Here is a 15,931-nt window from a genome sequence, read left to right on the forward strand (position 1 = left end):
TCAGACTCCTTGTCTGCTCGCTCAGTTACGCACCGGCTTGCCGGTCTGCAACATGCCCATGATCCGTTCCTGCGTCTTCTGCGTGCCGAGCAGCTCGACGAACGCGCGGCGCTCCAGCGCGAGCAGCCATTCCTCGTCGACGAGGCTGCCGGCTTCGACGTCGCCGCCGCACACGGCTTCGGCGATGCGGCTCGCGATCAGGTAGTCGTGGTCGCTGATGAAGCGGCCGTCACGCATGTTGACGAGCGATGCCTTGATCGTCGCGATCGCCGAGCGGCCCGCGACCGGCACGTCCTTCGCGCGCAGCGGGGCGCGATAGCCGGTATCGGCCAGCGCACGCGCTTCCTTCTTCGCGGTGTCGAGCAGTTCGAACACGTTGAAGACGATCGTGTCGGACGGCTTCACGTAGCCCATCGCACGCGCGTCGTGCGCGGACGCCGACACCTTCGCCATCGCCGCGTTCTCGAACGACTTCGTGACGAACTTCAGGATGTCGGTGGTCGCGTTCGCGGCCGTCGCGGCGTCCGCCGCGCGCAGCGCCGCTTCCTTCAGGCCGCCGCCGGCCGGCACGAGGCCGACGCCCACTTCGACGAGGCCGATGTAGCTCTCGACGTGCACGACGCGCTTCGCGCTGTGCAGCATCAGCTCGCACCCGCCGCCGAGCGCGATGCCCGACACGGCTGCCACGACCGGCACGTTCGCGTACTTCACGCGCAGCATGCCTTCCTGGAACTTCTTCACGAACGGCTCGATGCCCTTCGCGCCGCCCATCATGAACGCGGGCATCGCCTCCTCGAGGTTCGCGCCGGCCGAGAACGGGCCGCCCGGCGTGCCGAGTTTCAGCGACGTCGGTTGCCAGATCACCACGCCCTTGTAGTCCTTCTCCGCGAGTTCGATCGCCTGCACGAGGCCGTCGATCACGCTCGGTCCGATCGTGTTCATTTTCGACTTGAACGACACGATCACGACGTCGTCCTCACCGGCACGGTCGTCGACCCATGCGCGCACCGCGTCGGTTTCGAACAGCGTCTTGCCGTACGTCTTCGGATCGGCGCCCGCTTCACCCAGCAGCGGCGCGCGGAACACCTGCTTGCGGTACACGGCCAGGTCCGAACGCGGCACGAAGCGCTTCGATGCCGGCGCCCACGAGCCTTCAGCCGTGTGCACGCCGCCCTTCTCGGCGACCGGGCCTTCGAGCACCCACGACGGCAGCGGCACGTTCGCGAGCGCCTTGCCGGCCGCGATGTCTTCCTGGACCCACTCGGCGACCTGCTTCCAGCCGGCGGCCTGCCAGCCTTCGAACGGGCCTTCGTTCCAGCCGAAGCCCCAGCGGATCGCGAGGTCGACGTCGCGCGCGTTGTCGGCGATCGATTCGAGATGCACGCCGATGTAGTGGAACACGTCGCGGAAGATCGACCACAGGAACTGCGCATGCGGATGATCCGTCTCGCGCAGCAGCTTCAGGCGTTCCGCCGGCGGGCGCTTCAGGATGCGGCCGACCGTTTCGTCCGCCTTCGCGCCCGAATCGACGTAGCTGCCCGTCTTCGCGTCGAGCACCTTGATCGCCTTGCCTTCCTTCTTGTAGAACCCGCCGCCCGTCTTCTGGCCGAGCGCGCCCTGCTTCACCAGTTCGGCGAGCACGGCGGGCGTCTGGTACACCGGGAAGAACGGATCATCGGCGAGGTTGTCCTGCATCGTCTTGATCACGTGCGCCATCGTGTCGAGGCCGACCACGTCCGCGGTGCGGAACGTCGCCGACTTCGCGCGGCCGAGGCGGCTGCCCGTCAGGTCGTCGACTTCGTCGAAGCGCAGGCCGAACTTCGCGGCCTCGGTGATCACCGCGAGGATCGAGAAGATGCCGACACGGTTCGCGATGAAGTTCGGCGTGTCCTTCGCGCGCACGACGCCCTTGCCGACGACGCTCGTCAGGAAGGTTTCGAGCTGGTCGAGGATCTCGGCACGCGTGTGCGCGGTCGGGATCAGCTCGACGAGGTGCATGTAGCGCGGCGGGTTGAAGAAGTGCACGCCGCAGAAGCGCGCCTTCAGCTCGTCCGAGAAACCTTCGGACAGCTTCGTGATCGACAGGCCCGACGTGTTGGTCGCGAAGATCGCGTTCGGCGCGATGTGCGGCGCGACCTTCTTGTACAGGTCGTGCTTCCAGTCCATCCGCTCGGCGATCGCTTCGATCACGACGTCGCATTCGGCGAGCTTCGCGATGTCGTCTTCGTAGTTCGCCGCCTCGAGGTACTTCGCATCGTCCTTCACGCCGAACGGCGCGGGCGACAGCTTCTTCAGGTTCTCGATCGCCTTCAGCGCGATCGCGTTTTTCGGGCCTTCCTTGGCCGGCAGGTCGAACAGCAGCACCGGCACGCGCGCGTTGACGAGGTGCGCGGCGATCTGCGCGCCCATCACGCCGGCGCCCAGCACGGCGACCTTGCGAATCAGGAAATTGCTCACGGGATGTCTCCGGATAGTGCCGTGCAGCGCGGAATGTGAGGGCTGCACGGCGAAGTGAGTACCAGGAACCGTTGCGTTCGGGCGGCGCGGCACGCGGCGCACACCGCCCGGACTCGCGTCAGAACAGCGATTCGTCGACTTCCATCAGCGTCTTCGAACCGGCGCGCGCGGCGCGGATCGTCGATGCCGTTTCGGGCAGCAGACGCGCGAAGTAGAAGCGGGCGGTGGCAAGCTTCGACTTGTAGAACGGATCGCCCGACGCTTCCTTGTCGAGGGCGAGGCGCGCCATGCGCGCCCAGAAGTACGAGAACACCAGGTGGCCGACGGTGCGCAGGTACGGCACGGCGGCCGCGCCGACTTCGTCCGGGTTCTGCATCGCCTTCATGCCGATTTCCATCGTCAGCTTCTGCACCTTTTCACCGATGTCGGCGAGCGGGTTGATGAACTCGGCCATTTCCGGCTTCACGCCTTCGGCTTCCGCGAACTCCGTCACGAGCTTGCCGAACTTCTTCAGCTTCGCGCCCATGTCGCCGAGCACCTTGCGGCCCAGCAGGTCGAGCGACTGGATCGAGTTGGTGCCTTCGTAGATCATGTTGATCCGCGCGTCGCGCACGTACTGCTCCATGCCCCACTCGGAGATGAAGCCGTGGCCGCCGTAGATCTGCATCGCGTGGTTGGTCGACTCGAACGCGTTGTCGGTCAGGAACGCCTTGATGATCGGCGTGAGCAGCGCGACGAGGTCGGCCGCTTCCTTGCGCACCGCTTCGTCGGCGTGCGACAGTTCCTTGTCGATCTGCAGCGCGGACCAGTACGTGAACGCGCGCGCGCCTTCCGCGTAGGCCTTCTGCGTGAGCAGCATGCGGCGCACGTCCGGGTGCACGATGATCGGGTCGGCCGGTTTGTCCGGTGCCTTCGGGCCCGTCAGCGAGCGCATCTGCAGGCGTTCCTTCGCGTACGCCAGCGAGTTCTGGTATGCGACTTCCGTGAGGCCGAGGCCCTGCATGCCGACGCCGAGGCGCGCGGCATTCATCATCACGAACATTGCGTTCAAGCCCTTGTTCGGCTCGCCGACCATCCAGCCCTTCGCGCCGTCCAGGTTCATCACGCACGTCGAGTTGCCGTGGATGCCCATCTTGTGTTCGATCGAGCCGCATTTGATGCCGTTGCGCTCGCCCGGCTCGCCCGCGGCGTCCGGAATGAACTTCGGCACGATGAACAGCGAGATCCCCTTCGTGCCTTGCGGCGCGTCCGGCAGGCGCGCGAGCACGAGATGGATGATGTTCTTCGACATGTCGTGCTCGCCGCTCGAGATGAAGATCTTCGTGCCGCTGATCGAGTACGAGCCGTCGCCGTTCGGTTCGGCCTTGGTGCGCAGGATGCCGAGGTCGGTGCCGCAGTGCGGCTCGGTCAGGCACATCGTGCCCGTCCATTCGCCCGACACGAGCTTCGGCAGGTATTGCTGCTGCAGTTCCGGCGCGCCGTGCGCGTGCAGGCATTCGTACGCGCCGTGCGACAGGCCCGGATACATCGTCCACGCCTGGTTCGCCGAGTTCAGCATTTCGTAGAGTGCGTTGTTCACGAACGCGGGCAGGCCCTGGCCGCCGTAGTCGGGATCACAGCCGAGCGCCGGCCAGCCGGCCTCGACGTACTGCTGATAGGCTTCCTTGAAGCCGGTCGGGGTCTTCACGACGCCGTCGCCTTCATACGTGCAGCCTTCGCGGTCGCCGACCTGGTTCAGCGGGAACAGTACCTCGGAGCAGAACTTGCCCGCTTCCTCGAGGACCTGGTTGATCGTGTCGGCGTCGAGGTCCGCATGCTTGGGCATTTGCTTGACTTCGGCTTCGACGTTCAGAAGCTCGTGCAACACGAATTGCATGTCGCGCAGCGGCGCGGCGTACTGTCCCATGACTCTCTCCAAAGGTGGGCTACAACTCGAGCTCCTGGCGGGCGGGTCACGCGCCGCTAACGGCTCTCGCTCTGATACGAAACAATCGTCTTTTCCAGCGCGGCCCACGTGAGGCGCACGGCGTCCGGCGAATGCAGGAAGCGTGCGTCGTGATGCAGGCCGAGCGTGAAGCTGTACAACTCGAAGAGCATCAGGTCCGGATCCGTATCCGCGCGCAGATGCCCTTCTTCCATCGCCTGCGAAATGGCGCGCAGCAACGCGGCACGCCAGGCGGTCACGCTCGCGATCAACTGCTCGCGCACGGGGCTGTCCGGCCGGTCGTCGTACTCCACTGCGCCGCTGATATAGATGCACCCGGTCGTCACCTCCTGGATGCGCTTCTCGATCCAGCGCGCCAGCATCGCCCGAAGACGCGGCAGACCGCGCGACTCGCGCAGGCTCGGAAAGAACACCTCGTTCTCGAAACGATGGTGGTACTCGCGGACGACCTCGACCTGCAGGTCCTCGCGCGATCCGAAGTGCGCGAACACGCCGCTCTTGCTCATCTGCATGCGCTCGGCCAGCAGGCCGATCGTCAGCCCCTCCAGCCCGTCACGGCTGGCGAGGTCCAAAGCAGCTTCAAGTATCGCGGCACGCGTCTGTTCGCCTTTTCGCATAGCTATTTCTGTAACCGTTCGGGGGTTCGAATAAAATCGAACGGCCGTACTATTATTGAGTGCGGCCGCTCGCGAAACAAGGAAATTATTAGAAACCGGTGTCTAACCGAGCCGCTATTTTGCGCGATTCCGGCGGGACCGGAGCGGCTTTTCCGCACGAACGTGCGGACAGATTTTTTGAAGCGAATACTTAGTCTGCGTCAGTCGTAACCGCCGACCGTCAGCGCCTTCATCACGAGGCGGTATGTGTTGTACGCCAGCCAGTTCAGCAGCCGCTCGATGCGCGGGCGCGCCGCGTAGCGCGCGGCGTCGATCTCCCGGCCTTCGGCGAATGCGGTGGCGATCGCATCGCGCAACTGGTTCGTCACTGCATCGTAGCGCACCAGCACGACGTTCGCTTCATTGTTCAGCATCAGGCTCAGCGCGTCCAGATTCGACGAACCGACCGTCGCCCAGTTGTCGTCGATCACGGCGACCTTGCCGTGCAGGATCGTCTTGTCGTATTCGGCGACGCGCACGCCCGCGCGCAACAGCGAGTGATACAGGAACGGCACGGCCGTATCGAGCGCCGTGAATTCCTTGCGGCCGATCAGCACCTGCACGTCGACGCCGCGGCGGGCCGCGCCCGTCAGCGCGCGGCGCAGCTTGCGGCCCGGCATGAAATACGGATTCGCGAGCAGGATCCGCTGGCGCGCCTGGCCGATCGCCGCAAGATAGGCCTTCTCGATCGCGCGGCGGTTCACGACGTTGTCGCGCGCGACGAACGCGACGCTCGGCTCCGTCACGACCCGCAGCGCGCCGGCCTTGATCCATCGATGGCTGCGCATCCAGCGCCGGAACATGTCCGGGAACGCTTCGCCGCCGTGCAGCCCGGCCGCGTACTGCGCATACGGCTTGTGGCCGAACTGGATCCGGTGCCATTGCAGCTCGAACGCGGCACGCACGTCAGCCACCGCGGGCCCGGCCATCTCGACCGCGAAATCCCAGCGCGGGAACGGCAGCGTCGCGCTGCCCTGCGTGTAGTCGTCGACGATGTTGATGCCGCCGCAGAACGCGGTCGTCTGATCGATCACCGCGAGCTTGCGGTGCGTGCGCGAGAAGCCGAAGCGGCCGAACAGGAAGCGGTTGTAGATGCAGTGCTCGACGCCGGCTTCGGCCCATGTGTCGAACAGCGGCAGGCGCGCGGTGCCGATGCCGTCGGTGATCACCCGCACGCGCACGCCGCGCTGCGCCGCGCGAATCAGCGCGTCCGACACCGGGCGGCCGGCCGCGTCGTCGCAGAAGATGTAGGTTTCGAGCATCACCTGCTCGCGGGCGGCGTCGATCCGCTCGATCAGCGCGTGGAAGAATTCGCCACCGGTTTCGCACAGCCGCACCGTGTTGCCGGCCGTAAACGCGAGCCGCGACGCGGAGCCGCGCTCCTGCAGGAACATCTGCCGCAATTGCGCGAAGCGCTTGCGGGTCTCCGCATTCATGCGGATGAGCCGTGCGGCGCACGCGCGAGGGCCATGCGTGCGGGCAATTGCAGGATCGCCTCGGCGTTCGACGGCGAGAAGCAGCGCGCGGCCGCCTCGCGGAACGGCAGCCACGCATGGTCGACATGCTCGCGCGGCGACAGCGTCACGTCGACGCGATGCGGCACGCACAGGCCGAACCAGTGCTCGACGTTGCGGGTGACGCCCGGCGCATAGCGATGCAGGTATTGCGGATAGATCGTGTATTCGATCCGGTGATGCCAGTCGACGAGCGCGCTGGCCGGCACGTCCGGCGTGCCGACCGCGATGCCGGTTTCCTCGGCCACTTCGCGCGCGGCGGTGAGCGCGAGCGGCTCGTCGAGCGCGTCCTTCGAGCCGGTGACCGATTGCCAGAAATCGGGCTGGTCGGCACGCTTGATCACGAGCACATCGAGGTCGGGCGTGTAGATCACGACCAGAACGGATTCGGGGATTTTCGGCGGCTTCGTCATCTTTGTTTCATGCGGCACAGGGCCGTGCGCCGGGCCTGCGCCCGAACGTGCGGCAAGTGCTGCGACTGTACCGCAAAAAACGAAAAAGGCGCATCACTGCGCCTTTTCATGGTGCCGTGCGTGCGTGACCGCACACACGACCGGGGGCGAAAGCGCGTTACGCCTTCGGCTGCTCCGGCTGACGCAGACGGATGTGCAGCTCGCGCAGCTGACGCTCGTCGACCGGGCTCGGCGCCTGCGTGAGCAGATCCTGCGCACGCTGCGTCTTCGGGAACGCGATCACGTCGCGGATCGAATCGGCACCCGCCATCATCGTGACGATGCGGTCGAGACCGAATGCGATACCGCCGTGCGGCGGCGCGCCGTACTGCAGCGCGTCCAGCAGGAAGCCGAACTTCAGCTGCGCTTCTTCCGCGCCGATCTTCAGCGCGCGGAACACCTTGCTCTGCACTTCCTCGCGGTGGATACGCACCGAGCCGCCGCCGATTTCCCAGCCGTTCAGCACCATGTCGTACGCCTTCGCGAGGCAGCGGCCCGGGTCGGTCTCGAGGTACTCGAGGTGCTCGTCCTTCGGGCTCGTGAACGGGTGGTGCGCGGCGACGTAGCGCGCATCTTCGTCGTCGTATTCGAACATCGGGAAGTCGACGACCCACAGCGGCTTCCAGCCGGCCTGGACCAGACCGTTCGCCTTGCCGAATTCCGAATGGCCGATCTTCAGGCGCAGCGCGCCGAGGCTGTCGTTGACGACCTTCGCGCGGTCGGCCGCGAAGAAGATGATGTCGCCGTCTTCGGCGCCGGTGCGCTCGAGGATCGCGGCGATCGACGCGTCGTGCAGGTTCTTGACGATCGGGCTTTGCAGGCCGTCACGGCCCTTCGCCTTCTCGTTGACCTTGATCCACGCGAGGCCCTTCGCGCCGTAGATGCGCACGAATTCCGTGTAGCCGTCGATGTCGCCGCGCGACAGCTCGCCGCCCTTCGGCACGCGCAGTGCCGCGACCCGGCCGTCCTTCGCATTGGCCGGCGTGCTGAACACCTTGAAGTCGACGTCCTTCATCGCGTCGGTCAGCTCGGTGAATTCGAGCTGCACGCGCAGGTCCGGCTTGTCCGAACCGAAACGCGCCATCGCTTCCGAGTACGGCATCACCGGGAATTTCGCGTCGAGCTCGACGTCGATCGTCGTCTTGAAGATGTGACGGATCATGTCCTCGAACAGGTCACGGATTTCCTGCTCGCCCAGGAACGACGTTTCGCAGTCGATCTGCGTGAATTCCGGCTGACGGTCCGCGCGAAGATCCTCGTCGCGGAAGCACTTGGTGATCTGGTAGTAACGGTCGAAGTTCGCGACCATCAGCAGCTGCTTGAACAGCTGCGGCGACTGCGGCAGCGCGAAGAACTGGCCCGCGTTCACGCGCGACGGCACGAGGTAGTCGCGCGCGCCTTCCGGCGTGCTCTTCGTCAGCATCGGCGTCTCGATGTCGATGAAGCCCTGCTCGTCGAGGTACTTGCGCGCCTCGATCGCGACGCGGTAGCGCAGGCGCAGGTTGTGCTGCATCTGCGGGCGACGCAGGTCGAGCACGCGGTGCGTGAGACGCGTCGTTTCCGACAGGTTGTCGTCGTCGAGCTGGAACGGCGGCGTGACCGACGCGTTCAGCACGTTCAGTTCGTGGCACAGCACTTCGATCTTGCCGCTCTTCAGGCCGGCGTTGACCGTGCCTTCCGGACGGTTGCGCACGAGGCCCTTGATCTGCACGCAGAACTCGTTGCGCACGCCTTCGGCGGTCGCGAACATCTCGGCGCGATCCGGATCGCACACCACTTGCACGAGGCCTTCACGATCGCGCAGGTCGATGAAGATCACACCGCCGTGATCGCGGCGGCGCTGCACCCAGCCGCACAGCGACACGGTTTGGCCCAGCAGGTGTTCGGTCACGAGACCGCAGTATTCAGTACGCATCGACATGATGTTTGCTTTCGTTCGGTTTGATCAACGGGCGCCGCAACGCGCGGCCCGGGCGATGATTCTTTACTTACAGCGGCGGCTCGACGGGACGGCGGGCGGGCGCCGGAGCAGGCGCCGAAGGCGCCACGACGCCCATCGAGACGATGTACTTGAGCGCGGCATCGACCGACATGTCGAGTTCGATGACTTCGCTCTTCGGCAGCATCAGGAAGAAGCCCGACGTCGGGTTCGGCGTCGTGGGCACGTACACGCTCACGTACTCTTCCGTCAGATGGTTGACCACGTCGCCGCCGGGCGTGCCGGTCAGAAACGCGATCGTATACGAGCCGCGGCGCGGGTATTCGATCAGCAGCGCCTTGCGGAACGCGTTGCCGCTGCTCGACAGCAGCGTGTCCGATACCTGCTTGACGCTCGTGTAGATCGGCCCGACGACCGGGATGTGGCGCACCACCGCGTTCCACCACGTGACGAGCTTCTGGCCGATGAAGTTCTGCGTGGCCAGCCCGACGACGAAGATGAACGCGAGCGTCAGCACGGCGCCGATCCCCGGCAGGTGGAAGCCGAGCAGCCGCTCGGGCTGCCACGATTCGGGCAGCAGGAGCAGCGTCTGGTCCATCGTGCCGATGATGAGGCCGAGCACCCACAGCGTGATCGCGAGCGGGACGAGAACCAGCAAGCCGGTCAGGAACACCGTTTTCAGGGTCGTCTTTTTCATCATCTGCCGTCAATGAACCGCGCCTAAGGCGCGGGTTGGTCGCGACCCGGCCGGGCCGCGACGGTCAACTGCCGGCGGCGGGCGTCGCGGCCGGTGCCGGCGCGGCGCTCGTCGTCGTGGTGCTGCCCGAACTGCCCGAGCTGCTCGTCGCAGCCGGCGCGGCCGCAGCGGGTGCGGCTTGCGCCGCGGGTGCTGCCGGCGCCGCGTCGCCCGACGCCGTCGCCGGTGCGCTGGCGCCGCCCGAGCCGCCGCGGAAATCGGTGACATACCACCCCGAGCCCTTCAGTTGGAAACCGGCGGCGGTCACCTGTTTGCGAAAAGCATCCTTCCCGCATTCAGGGCATTGCGTCAGCGGCGCGTCGCTCATCTTCTGGAGCACGTCCTTCGCGAAACCGCACGCTTCGCATCGATAGGCGTAGATCGGCATGATATTTTTTCCCGCAGAAACTGGAAACGGCTTGCAAAGCCTTGAATTATAGCCGAAACCCCGGCGCGCTCCGGCAATGGCCGCAACGCCCGCGCATCAGCGACGGCGCCACGTGAGCCAGCGCTCGTGCCCGTCGAACACGGCCAGCGAATCGGTCACGGGCAAATCCTCGAGCAGCTCGAAGTGCGGCGCGAGCAGCGCATCGAGTTCCGCCCGCTCGATCCCGAACGGCGGCCCCTTCGGTTTGGCCACCACGAAGAAATAGCCGGCCAGCAATCCGCCCGTGGGCAGCAGCTCGGCCATCCGCGCCGCATAGCCGGCGCGCAGGCTCGGCGGCAACGCGCACAGGAACGCGCGCTCGTACACCCACTGCACGTCGAACGGCGGCCGGTACTGGAAAAAATCGGCCTGTTCGACGACGTCCGCATGCGCGCCGAGCTGCGCCTTCGCCGCAGCGACCGCCTGCGCGGCGAAATCGATCGCACGCACCGGCCAGCCGGCCTGCGCGAGCCAGCCGGCCTCCTGCGCACTGCCGCAGCCGGGAATCAGCACCGCGCACGGCTCGCGCCGCTGCGCGAATGCGCGAAAGCCGTCCGGCACGCCGCCGAATTCCCACGGCGTCACGCCGCGCTCGAAGCGCTCGTTCCAGAACGACGCACTGCCCGGGTCGCGCGTCGCGAAATCGGAGGCCGACGGTGCGGCCGGTTGCTTCGGTTCGGACATCGCCGCGCTCCTTTCGATCAAGCGCCGTACGCGAGCGCGAGCAGCACGCGCGCGACGAGCGCCCCGACGCCGACGGCCAGGCCGAAGATCAGCAACGCCTGCAGCAGCCGGTTCGTCCGCTTCTGCTCGACGAGGACCTGACGCATCAGCTCCTCGCTCGCGGCGCGCGGCGCGTCGTGGCGCGCGGCCAGCGCATGGTGGATCAGGCGCGGCAGTTGCGGCAGCGTCTTGCTCCACTGCGGCGCCTCGACCTTGAACCGCTCGTACCAGCCGCGCAGGCCGATCTGTTCGGTCATCCAGCGCTCGAGATACGGCTTCGCGGTCTTCCACAGGTCGAGCTCGGGATCGAGCGAGCGGCCGAGCCCTTCGACGTTCAGCATCGTCTTCTGCAGCAGCACGAGCTGCGGCTGGATCTCGACGTTGAAGCGGCGCGACGTCGAGAACAGACGCATCAGCACCTGGCCGAGCGAGATGTCCTTCAGCGCGCGGTCGAAATACGGCTCGCACACCGCGCGAATCGCGCTTTCGAGCTCCTCGACGCGTGTCTCGGGCGGCACCCAGCCCGATTCGAGGTGGAGCGTCGCGACACGGTGGTAGTCGCGCTTGAAGAACGCGAGGAAGTTCTGCGCGAGGTAATTCTTGTCGAAATCGGACAGCGCGCCGACGATCCCGAAATCGAGCGCGATATAACGGCCGAACGTGTTCGGGTCGAGGCTCACCTGGATGTTGCCGGGGTGCATGTCCGCGTGGAAGAAACCGTCGCGGAACACCTGCGTGAAGAAGATCTCGACGCCTTCGCGCGCGAGCTTCTTGATGTCGACGCCGGCCGAGCGCAGCGTCTCGACCTGGCTGATCGGCACGCCGGTCATGCGCTCCATCACGAGCACCTGCGACGTCGAGAAATCCCAGAACATCTCGGGCACGAGCAGCAGGTCGAGGCCCGCGAAGTTGCGGCGCAGCTGGCTGCCGTTGGCGGCCTCGCGCATCAGGTCGAGTTCGTCGTGCAGGTACTTGTCGAATTCGGCGACGACCTCGCGCGGCTTCAGGCGCCGGCCGTCGGCCCACATGCGCTCGGTCCACGTCGCGATGTCGCGCATCAGCGCGAGGTCGGAATCGATCACCGGCAGCATGTTCGGCCGCAGCACCTTGACGGCGACGGCCTTGCCCGCATGCACGCCCTGCTTCAGCTTCGCGAAATGCACCTGCGCGATCGACGCGCTCGCGATCGGCTCGCGCTCGAATTCGTCGAACAGCTCATCGACCGGCGCGCCGAGCGACTTCTCGATGATCGCGATCGCGACGGCCGAATCGAACGGCGGCACCTGGTCCTGCAGCTTCGCGAGTTCGTTCGCGAAATCGACCGACAGCAGGTCGCGGCGCGTCGACAGCACCTGGCCGAACTTCACGAAGATCGGACCGAGGCTTTCGAGCGCGTGACGCAACCGCACGGCCGGCGGATCGGAGAAACGGCGGCCGATCGTCGTGATCCGCAGCAGCAGTTTCACGCGCCGGTCGTCGATCCGGGACAGCATCACTTCGTCGAGACCAAAGCGGATGACGGTGTAGACAATCTTGATGAAACGGAAAATGCGCATGCCCTGCGGCCCTCAGTGCGCGCCGCGCGGGCCGGAGCCTGCGCGCGCGCCGATTTTTTGTTCGAGTCGCTCGACCCGCTTTTCGACCCGCGCGAGTGCATCGCGTGCGCGCGCCAGTTCGGCGTCGAAGCCGCCGAGCGACGCGCGCCGGACGACCTGCGGGTTCTCGTCGAGCCAGTATTCGGCGACGGAATCGAGCACATTGCGGCCGGTGCGGCGCGCGCGCGCGCCGGCGTCGCGCACGACCGTCGCGATCCGGTACGCCGCCGCGTCGCCGACCAGCTTCGCGAGATCTTCTTCCGGCTCCCAGCGCAGATGCTCGGCCAGCTTCGCGATCTGCGTCGCGAATTCCGCGTCGCCTTCGATCTTCACGTGCTTCATCACGGCCGCCTGGCCACCCTGCAGAAACGCGGCGACCGCGTCGCCGGCAAGCGCGATCGACACGTCGACCTGTTGCGCATCGTGCGCGTCGACGGCCGACAGATAACCGTCGGGCTGCACCAGCAGCGTGAGCGTGACGGGAGGCACGTCGATCCGAGCAGTCTTGCCGGCATAGGGAATCAGGCGGTCGCGTGCCCACGATTCGCGCGCGAGCAAGTGGTTGACGGCAGCAGCAAAGGGCTTGGCGGCAAAGGTCATCGGGCTGGGAAAGAAAAAACCCGCGCAGGCCGGGCGCCCACGCGGGTTTCTATTGTAACGTCGGATCGGCGGCAGACCGTGCCTGACCGTACACCCGGGCGGCAAGCGGTCGCAGTGCGGCGGCCGTCGCGCGGGTGCCCGGCGGCGCAGGCCGCCGGCCACGCTCAGTGCGTGTTGATCTGCTGGATACCCGCGAGCAGCCAGCCCTGACTGCCCGACTTCGACAGGTTCCACACCTCGTCGAACGGGGCGGCCGACGTATTCGCCGATTCGCGGATCAGGCCATGGAAGCGCACGCTCGCCGACTGCTCGATGCCGCGATCCTCGATCGCGACCAGTTCCGCGTCGAGCTGCACGACGTCGGTCTGGTTCGCGTCGTTGCCGCGCGAATCGAGGTCGATCTTGATCTCGGCGAACATTTCGGGCGTCGTGAACTCGCGGATGTCGGCCAGGTTGCCCTGGTCCCACGCCGCCTGCAGGCGCACGAAATAGACTTTCGCGCTACGCAGGAACGCTTCGGTGTCGAAGCCGGCCGGCACCTGCAGCGGCGCCGCTGCCGCCGCGGCCGCGCCGGCGGCCGCTGCACCGCCACCGAACACGCCCTGCGCTTCGTTCGCATAGCTGCTGCCGCTACCCGCGTAGTTGCTGCCGGTGTTGCCCTGCTGGAACGACGGGCTTTGCGAGTAGCCGCCCGACGACGATGCCGCGCCGCCGACCGAATACGCCGGCTCCTGCGGGCGACGGCGGTTCATGAACTTGCGGATCAGCCAGATGCCGACCATCGCGAGCAACGCGATCACGATGACGTTCGCCATCATGCTCGCGAATGCGCCGCCGAGACCGAAATGCGACAGCAGCGCCGCGATGCCGAGACCGGCCGCGAGGCCAGCGATCGGCCCGAGCCAGCGCGAGCGGTTGGGCTGCGCGGCCGGCGTGGGCGCGGCCGGGTTCGCACGCTGCGCCTGCGACGGCGCGGCCTGCTGCATCGGCTGCTGCGCGGGCGGCGTGGCCTGGCGCTGCGTGACGGTGGAATTCTGGCGGCCGATGCTGCGCCCGCCGCCCATGCGCCGGGCTTCGGCATCGAGCGATGCGAACGTGCCGGCCGTGAGCAGGCCGACCATCAGCAGCGTGCCGACCCGTCGAGCCCACGGCTTCGACGGTTTGCTACGGTTGAACAACGAACGCGATTCAGACATCAGCTTCTCCGAATGTAAGACGAATGTAGGGAAAGAACCCCTTAGTACTTGGTCCCTAGGTGTAAAGCTACCACGCCACCTGACAAATTGTAATATTTGACGGCGTCGAGGCCCGCTTGTTCCATCATCGTCTTCAGCGTGTCCTGATCGGGGTGCATCCGGATAGATTCAGCAAGATACCGATAACTTTCAGCATCTTTCGCGAACTTGTCGCCAAGCCACGGTAATACTTTGAAAGAATACAGATCGTACGCCTTTTTCAGCGGATCCCACACTTTCGAGAATTCCAGCACCATCACGCGGCCGCCGGGCTTCGTCACGCGACGCATCTCGGCGAGCGCGGCATCCTTGTGCGTCATGTTGCGCAGCCCGAACGCGACCGTGACCACGTCGAAGTAGTTGTCCGGAAAGGGAATTTTCTCGGCGTCGCACAACAGCGACGGCGTCACGATGCCCTTGTCGAGCAGCCGGTCGCGGCCGACGCGCAGCATCGATTCGTTGATGTCGGTATGCCAGACCTCGCCCGTCGGCCCGGCCGCCTTCGCGAACGACTTGGTCAGGTCGCCGGTGCCGGCCGCGATGTCGAGCACCTTGAAGCCGGGGCGCACGTTCGCCTGCGCGATCGTGAACGCCTTCCACGCGCGGTGCATGCCCGCCGACATCAGGTCGTTCATCAGATCGTAGTTGCTCGCGACCGAATGAAACACGCCCGCCACTTTCTTCGCTTTTTCGTTTTCCTCGACGCTCTCGAAGCCGAAGTGGGTTTTGCTCATCGCGTTGATCCTCAGTAAATGGCAAGACGGCGCCGAGCGGGCGCCGTCGATTTCAGTGGCAGTGGCCGTGCGGCGCGCCGGCCGCCTGCATCGGCGCGTCGCGCTCGACGCCCGCCGCCTTCAGTTTGTCGAAATAGTCGCGCCACAGCGCGTCCTGCTGCGTCGCCAGCTCGTACAGCAGGTCCCACGAGTAGATGCCGGTCGAATGGCCGTCGGAGAACGTCGGCTGCAGCGCATAGTTGCCGACACCCTCGAGCGCGGTGATCGTCACTTCGCGCTTGCCGGTCTGCAACGTCTCCTGGCCGGGCCCGTGGCCGCGCACCTCGGCCGACGGCGAATAGACGCGCATCAGCTCGAACGGAATCCGGTAACTCTCGCCGTTCGGGTACTGCAATTCGAGCACGCGCGACACCGCGTGCACGACGACGCCGGACGGAATCGGCGTCGTGGAAGTCAAACCGCTCATGCTTGCCTCGAATCGGTCATGCGTTGAATTTCCTCGCGCACCGCATTGTGCAGCAGCGAGGCCTGCGCCGCGCGCGAGCGCAGCAGCGCCTCGGACACGCTGCGCTGGCGCGGCGCCCACACGGGCTGCGGAAAATGGGCATCGTTGGAAAAACGCGGAATCACGTGCCAGTGCACGTGCGGCACCATGTTGCCGAGGCTCGCGAGATTCACCTTGTTCGGCTGCATCACGCGGCGCACGGCCCGCTCGACCGCGTAGACCACACGCATCAGATGTGCCCGCTCGGGCTCGCCGAGATCGGAGAACTCGGCCACGTGCGCGCCCCAGATCACCCGGCAGAAGCCCGGGTAGTCGTGCTCGCCCGTGGCGAGCACGACGCGCAGCGCATCGTCCTGCCAGAGCACCTCGCCGCCGTCTTCACGGCAAAACACGCATTCCATCGTCGCTCCCAT

General features: G+C 66.2%; 15 protein-coding genes. All 15 read right to left on the bottom strand.

Annotated features, from left to right (window positions below; all coding sequences use genetic code 11):
- Nucleotides 1–21 precede the first annotated feature (21 nt).
- The 15 genes from HWX07_RS35450 to HWX07_RS35520 all read right to left on the bottom strand — a co-directional run bounded on the left by HWX07_RS35450 (nucleotide 22) and on the right by HWX07_RS35520 (nucleotide 15,919).
- Nucleotides 22–2,457: a 3-hydroxyacyl-CoA dehydrogenase/enoyl-CoA hydratase family protein gene (locus tag HWX07_RS35450; RefSeq protein ID WP_126363268.1), complete on the bottom strand. Its 2,436-nt coding sequence runs from the start codon at nucleotides 2,455–2,457 to the stop codon at nucleotides 22–24.
- Between the two features lie 118 nt (nucleotides 2,458–2,575).
- Entirely contained in the window at nucleotides 2,576–4,363 is a 1,788-nt protein-coding gene (locus HWX07_RS35455) for an acyl-CoA dehydrogenase C-terminal domain-containing protein (protein WP_175879383.1), read from the bottom strand.
- A 56-nt stretch (nucleotides 4,364–4,419) separates the two neighbouring features.
- Nucleotides 4,420–5,019, bottom strand: a complete 600-nt coding sequence (locus tag HWX07_RS35460) for a TetR/AcrR family transcriptional regulator (protein WP_050014686.1) — start codon at nucleotides 5,017–5,019, stop codon at nucleotides 4,420–4,422.
- A gap of 200 nt (nucleotides 5,020–5,219) precedes the next feature.
- Complete coding sequence (gene clsB / locus HWX07_RS35465; protein ID WP_175879384.1) at nucleotides 5,220–6,494, bottom strand: cardiolipin synthase ClsB; 1,275 nt, start codon at nucleotides 6,492–6,494, stop codon at nucleotides 5,220–5,222.
- The gene (nudB, locus tag HWX07_RS35470; RefSeq protein WP_175879385.1) at nucleotides 6,491–6,985 is read right to left on the bottom strand and encodes a dihydroneopterin triphosphate diphosphatase; all 495 of its coding nucleotides are present in this window, start codon (nucleotides 6,983–6,985) and stop codon (nucleotides 6,491–6,493) included. Before nudB ends, clsB begins: the two co-directional genes overlap by 4 nt.
- A gap of 157 nt (nucleotides 6,986–7,142) precedes the next feature.
- Entirely contained in the window at nucleotides 7,143–8,945 is a 1,803-nt protein-coding gene (gene aspS, locus HWX07_RS35475; RefSeq protein ID WP_006477843.1) for an aspartate--tRNA ligase, read from the bottom strand.
- 67 nt (nucleotides 8,946–9,012) lie between these two features.
- The gene (locus HWX07_RS35480; RefSeq protein ID WP_175879386.1) at nucleotides 9,013–9,663 is read right to left on the bottom strand and encodes a DUF502 domain-containing protein; all 651 of its coding nucleotides are present in this window, start codon (nucleotides 9,661–9,663) and stop codon (nucleotides 9,013–9,015) included.
- Nucleotides 9,664–9,724: 61 nt separating this feature from the next.
- Nucleotides 9,725–10,087, bottom strand: coding sequence for an FmdB family zinc ribbon protein (locus HWX07_RS35485; protein WP_175879387.1), 363 nt, complete (start codon nucleotides 10,085–10,087; stop codon nucleotides 9,725–9,727).
- A 96-nt stretch (nucleotides 10,088–10,183) separates the two neighbouring features.
- A complete protein-coding gene (locus HWX07_RS35490; RefSeq protein WP_175879388.1) occupies nucleotides 10,184–10,810 on the bottom strand; it encodes an SAM-dependent methyltransferase in 627 nt (208 codons plus the stop codon).
- Between the two features lie 17 nt (nucleotides 10,811–10,827).
- Complete coding sequence (ubiB, locus tag HWX07_RS35495; RefSeq protein ID WP_006487907.1) at nucleotides 10,828–12,405, bottom strand: ubiquinone biosynthesis regulatory protein kinase UbiB; 1,578 nt, start codon at nucleotides 12,403–12,405, stop codon at nucleotides 10,828–10,830.
- A gap of 12 nt (nucleotides 12,406–12,417) precedes the next feature.
- On the bottom strand, nucleotides 12,418–13,044 hold the full coding sequence (locus tag HWX07_RS35500) for an SCP2 sterol-binding domain-containing protein (protein ID WP_175879389.1): 627 nt from the start codon (nucleotides 13,042–13,044) through the stop codon (nucleotides 12,418–12,420).
- Nucleotides 13,045–13,208: 164 nt separating this feature from the next.
- Nucleotides 13,209–14,240: a TIM44-like domain-containing protein gene (locus tag HWX07_RS35505; protein WP_006477838.1), complete on the bottom strand. Its 1,032-nt coding sequence runs from the start codon at nucleotides 14,238–14,240 to the stop codon at nucleotides 13,209–13,211.
- A gap of 41 nt (nucleotides 14,241–14,281) precedes the next feature.
- Entirely contained in the window at nucleotides 14,282–15,013 is a 732-nt protein-coding gene (ubiE, locus tag HWX07_RS35510; protein WP_011546189.1) for a bifunctional demethylmenaquinone methyltransferase/2-methoxy-6-polyprenyl-1,4-benzoquinol methylase UbiE, read from the bottom strand.
- Nucleotides 15,014–15,065: 52 nt separating this feature from the next.
- Complete coding sequence (locus tag HWX07_RS35515) at nucleotides 15,066–15,479, bottom strand: DUF971 domain-containing protein (RefSeq protein WP_006487879.1); 414 nt, start codon at nucleotides 15,477–15,479, stop codon at nucleotides 15,066–15,068.
- A complete protein-coding gene (locus tag HWX07_RS35520; protein WP_011546191.1) occupies nucleotides 15,476–15,919 on the bottom strand; it encodes an HIT family protein in 444 nt (147 codons plus the stop codon). The genes HWX07_RS35515 and HWX07_RS35520 overlap by 4 nt, the downstream gene beginning before the upstream one ends.
- Nucleotides 15,920–15,931: the final 12 nt, after the last annotated feature.

Source organism: Burkholderia sp. BCC0097 (assembly GCF_902832985.1).
Taxonomy (GTDB): Bacteria; Pseudomonadota; Gammaproteobacteria; order Burkholderiales; family Burkholderiaceae; genus Burkholderia; species Burkholderia orbicola.

Coding starts and splice junctions, on each gene's coding strand:
- HWX07_RS35515 (WP_006487879.1), bottom strand. CDS start 15,479: ATGAGCGGTTTGACTTCCACGACGCCGATTCCGTCCGGCGTCGTCGTG.
- HWX07_RS35505 (WP_006477838.1), bottom strand. CDS start 14,240: ATGTCTGAATCGCGTTCGTTGTTCAACCGTAGCAAACCGTCGAAGCCG.
- HWX07_RS35490 (WP_175879388.1), bottom strand. CDS start 10,810: ATGTCCGAACCGAAGCAACCGGCCGCACCGTCGGCCTCCGATTTCGCG.
- clsB (WP_175879384.1), bottom strand. CDS start 6,494: ATGAATGCGGAGACCCGCAAGCGCTTCGCGCAATTGCGGCAGATGTTC.
- HWX07_RS35460 (WP_050014686.1), bottom strand. CDS start 5,019: ATGCGAAAAGGCGAACAGACGCGTGCCGCGATACTTGAAGCTGCTTTG.
- HWX07_RS35500 (WP_175879389.1), bottom strand. CDS start 13,044: ATGACCTTTGCCGCCAAGCCCTTTGCTGCTGCCGTCAACCACTTGCTC.
- nudB (WP_175879385.1), bottom strand. CDS start 6,985: ATGACGAAGCCGCCGAAAATCCCCGAATCCGTTCTGGTCGTGATCTAC.
- ubiE (WP_011546189.1), bottom strand. CDS start 15,013: ATGAGCAAAACCCACTTCGGCTTCGAGAGCGTCGAGGAAAACGAAAAA.
- ubiB (WP_006487907.1), bottom strand. CDS start 12,405: ATGCGCATTTTCCGTTTCATCAAGATTGTCTACACCGTCATCCGCTTT.
- HWX07_RS35485 (WP_175879387.1), bottom strand. CDS start 10,087: ATGCCGATCTACGCCTATCGATGCGAAGCGTGCGGTTTCGCGAAGGAC.
- HWX07_RS35480 (WP_175879386.1), bottom strand. CDS start 9,663: ATGATGAAAAAGACGACCCTGAAAACGGTGTTCCTGACCGGCTTGCTG.
- HWX07_RS35520 (WP_011546191.1), bottom strand. CDS start 15,919: ATGGAATGCGTGTTTTGCCGTGAAGACGGCGGCGAGGTGCTCTGGCAG.
- HWX07_RS35455 (WP_175879383.1), bottom strand. CDS start 4,363: ATGGGACAGTACGCCGCGCCGCTGCGCGACATGCAATTCGTGTTGCAC.
- aspS (WP_006477843.1), bottom strand. CDS start 8,945: ATGTCGATGCGTACTGAATACTGCGGTCTCGTGACCGAACACCTGCTG.